This is a genomic window from Bradyrhizobium sp. P5_C11_2 (genome assembly GCF_054049755.1).
This window is the reverse complement of record NZ_JBFULT010000485.1, coordinates 1-5,835: the sequence shown is the minus strand read 5'-3', so window position 1 is coordinate 5,835 and position 5,835 is coordinate 1. Positions and strand designations below refer to the sequence as shown.

The 5,835-nt window shown below is 63.6% G+C and carries 5 protein-coding genes; all 5 read left to right on the top strand.

Translation table 11 applies throughout. The annotated features are described in order from the left end of the window. Positions 1-157 precede the first annotated feature (157 nt). Positions 158-1,513 carry a hypothetical protein gene (locus tag ACXJL8_RS31720; protein ID WP_456686209.1) on the top strand — a complete coding sequence of 452 codons (1,356 nt, stop codon included), beginning with the start codon at positions 158-160 and terminating at the stop codon, positions 1,511-1,513. 62 nt (positions 1,514-1,575) lie between these two features. After that, the gene (gene metK, locus ACXJL8_RS31715; protein WP_456620965.1) at positions 1,576-2,772 is read left to right on the top strand and encodes a methionine adenosyltransferase; all 1,197 of its coding nucleotides are present in this window, start codon (positions 1,576-1,578) and stop codon (positions 2,770-2,772) included. Positions 2,773-2,895: 123 nt separating this feature from the next. Next, positions 2,896-4,317, top strand: a complete 1,422-nt coding sequence (gene ahcY, locus ACXJL8_RS31710; RefSeq protein ID WP_456686208.1) for an adenosylhomocysteinase — start codon at positions 2,896-2,898, stop codon at positions 4,315-4,317. 164 nt (positions 4,318-4,481) lie between these two features. After that, on the top strand, positions 4,482-4,901 hold the full coding sequence (locus ACXJL8_RS31705) for a nuclear transport factor 2 family protein (RefSeq protein ID WP_027545109.1): 420 nt from the start codon (positions 4,482-4,484) through the stop codon (positions 4,899-4,901). A gap of 50 nt (positions 4,902-4,951) precedes the next feature. Then, positions 4,952-5,835, top strand: an 884-nt coding sequence (locus ACXJL8_RS31700; protein WP_456686207.1) for a flavin-containing monooxygenase, incomplete at its 3' end; no start/stop codon positions are given.

Sequence of the window (5,835 nt, the reverse complement as noted above, 5' to 3'; positions counted from 1 at the left end):
GTACTCCTATCGATCGTAATCGATGGATTTCGCGGTGGGTCCCGGCCTTCGCCGGGACGACACGGAGGGTGTGGCAACGATTTCCCCGGTTGGGCAGATGATGCTAGGACCCTTTGGCCGACTCCCGCTGCCCACCACGTCCCATCCCATCCCGCCCATGAAAAACGACGAGATTCTCAGCCAGATCACCGAATTCTGCCGCAAGGCGGACATGGYGGAGTCGACGTTCGGGCGTCGCGCGGTGAATGACGGCAAGCTGGTGCATCGCTTGCGCGAGGGCAAGCGCATCACCATCGACACGCTGGAGCGGATCCAGGCCTATATGGCGGCGTCCATGCCCGGCGGGATGCCGCCGCCGCGGGGGCTTCAGGTGCCGCCGGAGAAGCGCGATCCGCGCGGCAATTTCCGCTTCTTCGAGAACCGGCAGAAATACCTGCTGTTCGTCCACACCTGCAGCGAGAAGCGCGTGATCGCCGACAGGGTTGCGCTGGAGCTTGCCAGCCTCCATCCGCGGCCGCCGGCGCTGCGCGTGTTCGACGCCGGCGTCGGCGACGGCACGGTGCTGGCGCGGACGCTGCGCGCGATGCATCGGTATTTTCCGCATATGCCGTTCTATGTCGCGGGCAAGGAGCTGAGCCTCGAAGATGTCCGCCTGACGTTGGAGAAGGTGCCGGACCGGCTGTTCGAGCATCCCGCCTCGGTGTTCGTCTTCACCAACATGTACTACGCCGAGGCGCCCTGGCTGACGCCGGCCTCGCCGGCGGCGGCGGCCGCGACGGTCTGGCACGAGGTGGCCTTGCGGGGCGATGCGTCCGGCGACTTCGAGACCCAGATCGCCGATCTGAAACCATTTCTGGAGCAGAACTGGCGCGCGGCGGTCAGCCCGCGGACCGGAATGCCGCTGTACGAGCGGCCGGTGGTGCTGGTGCTCTACCGGGAAGACCACCGATTCCTGCTTGATTCGACGATCCCCCGGCCGGGCCGGACCGAGGCCAATTTCGACCTGGTCATCGCCTCGCAGCCCTATCGGGCCAAATCTTCGGTTAATTTCCGTGCAAAACGCATCATTGCGCCCCTGGCGCGGGCGTTGCGGCCCGGTGGCCGGCTGATCGGGATTCACTCCCACGGGCAGGATCCGGGGATAGAGATCATCCAGGCGGTCTGGCCTGGAGAAAATCCTTTCTCAGTGAGCCGTCATGAGCTATTGCGCGCGGTGAAATACGAGCTCGGCTCGGTGGGGCGGGACCTCAATTTTAACGCTTACGCCGATAACCGTTCGATCTTCCGGTATGATATGGAAGCGCTGCCCAACGAGGTGACCGGCACCATCGGAACCTCGACAGCCTTTGCAGCGTGGAATGCGGCGGTGTATGTCGCTCAGATTGAGGACGACCGATTGACAGAAATGACTCAAAACGGCCGCACTCTGGATGCCGCCAGGGATGTACTGCGAAAGTACAACGGGCTCTGGTTTTTCGACGAATCCTACGTCATCTCGCGACGGCGTGATTGACAGAATCCTAGAGTAAACATCGCAAACGACCGTCCTGATGAGGCGGAACAAGGGGTTACTTGATGCGCGCGTCCTATCTCTTCACCAGCGAGTCCGTGTCTGAGGGCCACCCGGACAAGGTCTGTGACCGGATCTCCGATGAGATCGTCGATCTGTTCTACCGCGAGGGGCCGAAGGCCGGCATCGACCCATGGGCGATCCGCGCCGCCTGCGAGACGCTCGCGACCACCAACAAGGTGGTGATCGCGGGTGAGACCCGCGGTCCTGCCTCCGTCACCAACGAGCAGATCGAAGGCGTCGTCCGCAACGCGATCAAGGACATCGGCTACGAGCAGGAAGGCTTCCACTGGAAGACCTGCGACATCGAGATCCTGCTGCATCCGCAGTCGGCCGACATCGCCCAGGGCGTCGACGCGCTTCAGCCGGGCGAGGTCAAGGAAGAGGGCGCGGGCGACCAGGGCATCATGTTCGGCTACGCCACCAACGAGACGCCGGATCTGATGCCGGCGCCGATCTTCTATGCCCACAAGATCCTCCGCCTCATCTCCGAGGCGCGCCACTCCGGCCGCGAGAAGGTGCTGGGTCCGGACTCCAAGAGCCAGGTCACCGTGCAGTACGAGAACGGCAAGCCTGTCGGCGTCCGCGAGATCGTGGTCTCGCACCAGCATCTGGTCGAGGACCTCACCTCCAAGCAGGTTCGCGACATTGTCGAGCCCTATGTGCGCGAGGCGTTGCCGAAGGACTGGATCAACGGCAAGACCATCTGGCACATCAACCCGACCGGCAAGTTCTACATCGGCGGTCCCGACGGTGACTCCGGCCTGACCGGCCGCAAGATCATCGTCGACACCTATGGCGGCGCGGCCCCGCATGGCGGCGGCGCGTTCTCCGGCAAGGATCCGACCAAGGTCGACCGCTCGGCGGCTTACGCCGCGCGCTACGTCGCCAAGAACATCGTCGCGGCCGGTCTTGCCGACCGCTGCACGCTGCAGCTCGCCTACGCCATCGGCGTGGCGCGCCCGCTGTCGATCTACATCGACACCCACGGCACCGGTAAGGTGCCGGAGGATCAGCTCGAGAAGGCGGCGGCGCAGGCGATGGATCTCACGCCGCGCGGCATCCGCAGCCATCTCGACCTCAACCGCCCGATCTACGCCCGCACCTCGGCCTACGGCCATTTCGGCCGCACGCCCGACAACGAGGGCGGCTTCTCCTGGGAGAAGACCGATCTGGTCGAGCCGCTCAAGCGCGCGCTCTAGTTCACTTGCGTCATTCCGGAGCGCTGCGACAGCGGCGAACCCGGAATCTCGATCCTCCGGATTCCGGGTTCGCTCGTTTCACGAGCGACCCGGAATGACGAGCCAAACAAACAGGAACCCCCTATGAACGCGAAGCCCGGCTTCACCGATTACATCGTCAAGGACATTTCGCTCGCCGATTTCGGCCGCAAGGAACTCTCGCTCGCCGAGACCGAGATGCCCGGCCTGATGGCCACCCGCGAGGAGTTCGGCCCGAAGCAGCCGCTCAAGGGCGCGCGTATCGCCGGCTCGCTGCACATGACGATCCAGACCGGCGTGCTGATCGAGACGCTGGCAGCCCTCGGCGCCGACATTCGCTGGGTCTCCTGCAACATCTATTCGACGCAGGACCACGCCGCGGCGGCGATCGCGGCCGCCGGCATCCCGGTGTTCGCGGTCAAGGGCGAGACGCTCGCTGAGTACTGGGACTACACCTCGCGCCTGTTCGACTGGCACGGCGGCGGTCACCCGAACATGATCCTCGACGACGGCGGCGACGCCACCATGTACGTCCATCTCGGTCTGCGCGCCGAGAACGGCGACACCGCCTTCCTCGACAAGCCCGGCTCCGAGGAAGAGGAAGTCTTCTTCGCGCTTCTGAAGAAGCAGCTCAAGGAAAAGCCAAAGGGCTACTTCGCCGAGATCGCCAAGAGCATCAAGGGCGTTTCCGAAGAGACCACCACGGGCGTGCATCGTCTCTATGACATGCAGAAGGCGGGCACGCTGCTGTGGCCGGCCATCAACGTCAACGACAGCGTCACCAAGTCGAAATTCGACAACCTCTATGGCTGCCGTGAATCGCTGGTCGACGGCATCCGCCGCGGCACCGACGTGATGATGTCGGGCAAGGTCGCGATGGTCGCGGGCTTCGGCGACGTCGGCAAGGGCTCGGCCGCCTCGCTGCGCCAGGCCGGCTGCCGCGTGATGGTGTCGGAAGTCGATCCGATCTGCGCGCTCCAGGCGGCGATGGAAGGCTACGAGGTCGTGACCATGGAAGACGCCGCGCCCCGCGCCGACATCTTCGTCACCGCCACCGGCAACAAGGACATCATCACCATCGAGCACATGCGCGCGATGAAGGATCGCGCCATCGTCTGCAACATCGGCCACTTCGACAACGAGATCCAGATCGCGGGTCTGCGTAACCTGAAGTGGACCAACATCAAGCCGCAGGTCGACGAGATCGAATTCCCCGACAAGCACCGCATCATCATGCTGTCGGAGGGCCGCCTGGTGAACCTCGGCAACGCGATGGGCCATCCGTCCTTCGTGATGTCGGCCTCCTTCACCAACCAGACGCTGGCGCAGATCGAGCTGTTCGCCAACAACAAGGACGGCAAGTACAAGAAGGAAGTCTACGTGCTGCCGAAGACCCTCGACGAGAAGGTCGCGCGCCTGCACCTCGCCAAGATCGGCGTCAAGCTCACCGAGCTGCGCAAGGACCAGGCCGACTACATCGGCGTCAAGCAGGAAGGCCCGTATAAGAGCGATCACTACCGCTACTGAGAATTTATCCAGCTGCGACACGAAAGCCCCGGAGCGATCCGGGGCTTTTTTTGTCGCCATTCTCTATGGTACGCTCGGAGGTAGAGCCAAAACAAGCCTGCCACTTTCGAAGCGGGCGGCCGCCTTTCCCAGTTCATTTTCAGAATGCATATGGAGGGAATGCGATGTCCAGCGAAGCCAACGTTCAGCTGTTGAAGGAAGCCTATCGCCAGTGGAACGACAGCAAGGGAGCCAGCGTCGACTATTGGTTCGACAAGGTCATCGGCCCGCAGATCAAGTTCGATTCGATTCCGCGGGGTGCCGAGCCGGTGCCTTTTGCCAAGCGTTATGACGACCGTACCGAGCTGCGCGGCTATTTCGACGGCCTGCTGGCCGACTGGAGCATGCAGTACTACACGATGAACGAGTACGTCGCGCAGGGCGATACCGTCGTCGCGCTCGGCGAATGCGCGTGGACCAACAAGAAGACCAAAAAGGTCGCGAAGACGCCGAAGGTGGATTTCTGGCGCTTCAAGGACGGCAAGGCAGTCGAATTCCACGAGTATTTCGACACCGCCTGTGTCTACGGCGCGACCATCCCCTGACGGTTGCAATTCGGCGCGGCGCCGCCCATCCTGTGCGGCGGGAGAACGCCATGATCGAAGCCAAAGAACATTTCGACGTGCTGATCGTCGGTGCCGGCCTGTCCGGCATCGGCGCGGGCTATCATCTTCAAAGCAGGTGCCCGGGCAGGAGCTACGTCATCCTGGAGGGACGCGACTGTATCGGCGGCACCTGGGATCTGTTCCGCTATCCCGGCATCCGTTCCGACAGCGACATGTTCACGCTCGGCTATTCCTTCAAGCCGTGGACCGATCCGAAGGCGATCGCCGACGGCCCGCAGATCCTGAACTATGTGCGCGAGACCGCAGCCGAGAACGGCATCGAGAAGCACATCCGCTTCCGCCATCGTGTCAGGCGCGCGGCGTGGTCGAGGAGTGAGGCGCGCTGGACCGTCGAGGCGGAGCGCACCGCGGGTGAGGGCGCGTCCGAAATCGTGCGCTTCACCTGCAATTTCCTGTTCATGTGCTCGGGCTATTACAAATACGAGGCGGGCTACACGCCGGAGTTCAAGGGCGTGGCGGATTTCGCCGGCCGCATCGTGCATCCGCAGAAATGGACCGAGGACATCGATTATGCCGGCAAGCGCGTGGTCGTGATCGGCTCGGGCGCGACCGCGGTGACGCTGGTGCCGGAGCTCGCCAGGAAGGCGGCCCACGTCACCATGCTCCAGCGCTCCCCGACCTATGTGGTGTCGCGCCCGGCGCAGGATCCGTTCGCCAACAAGCTGCGCCGCAATCTTCCGGCGCGGCTGGCCTACCACCTGATCCGCTGGCGCAACGTGATGTGGGGGATGTTCTTCTTCCAGCTCAGCCGGCGCCGGCCCGCGAAGGTGAAGGACCTCATCCTCAAGGGCGTGCAGATGGCGCTCGGCCCCGACTACGACGTCGCGACCCATTTCACGCCGCGCTACAATCC

Bases quoted from the DNA above. Each gene is read 5' to 3' on its own strand.
- metK (WP_456620965.1), top strand. From the start codon at position 1,576: ATGCGCGCGTCCTATCTCTTCACCAGCGAGTCCGTGTCTGAGGGCCAC.
- ahcY (WP_456686208.1), top strand. From the start codon at position 2,896: ATGAACGCGAAGCCCGGCTTCACCGATTACATCGTCAAGGACATTTCG.
- ACXJL8_RS31705 (WP_027545109.1), top strand. From the start codon at position 4,482: ATGTCCAGCGAAGCCAACGTTCAGCTGTTGAAGGAAGCCTATCGCCAG.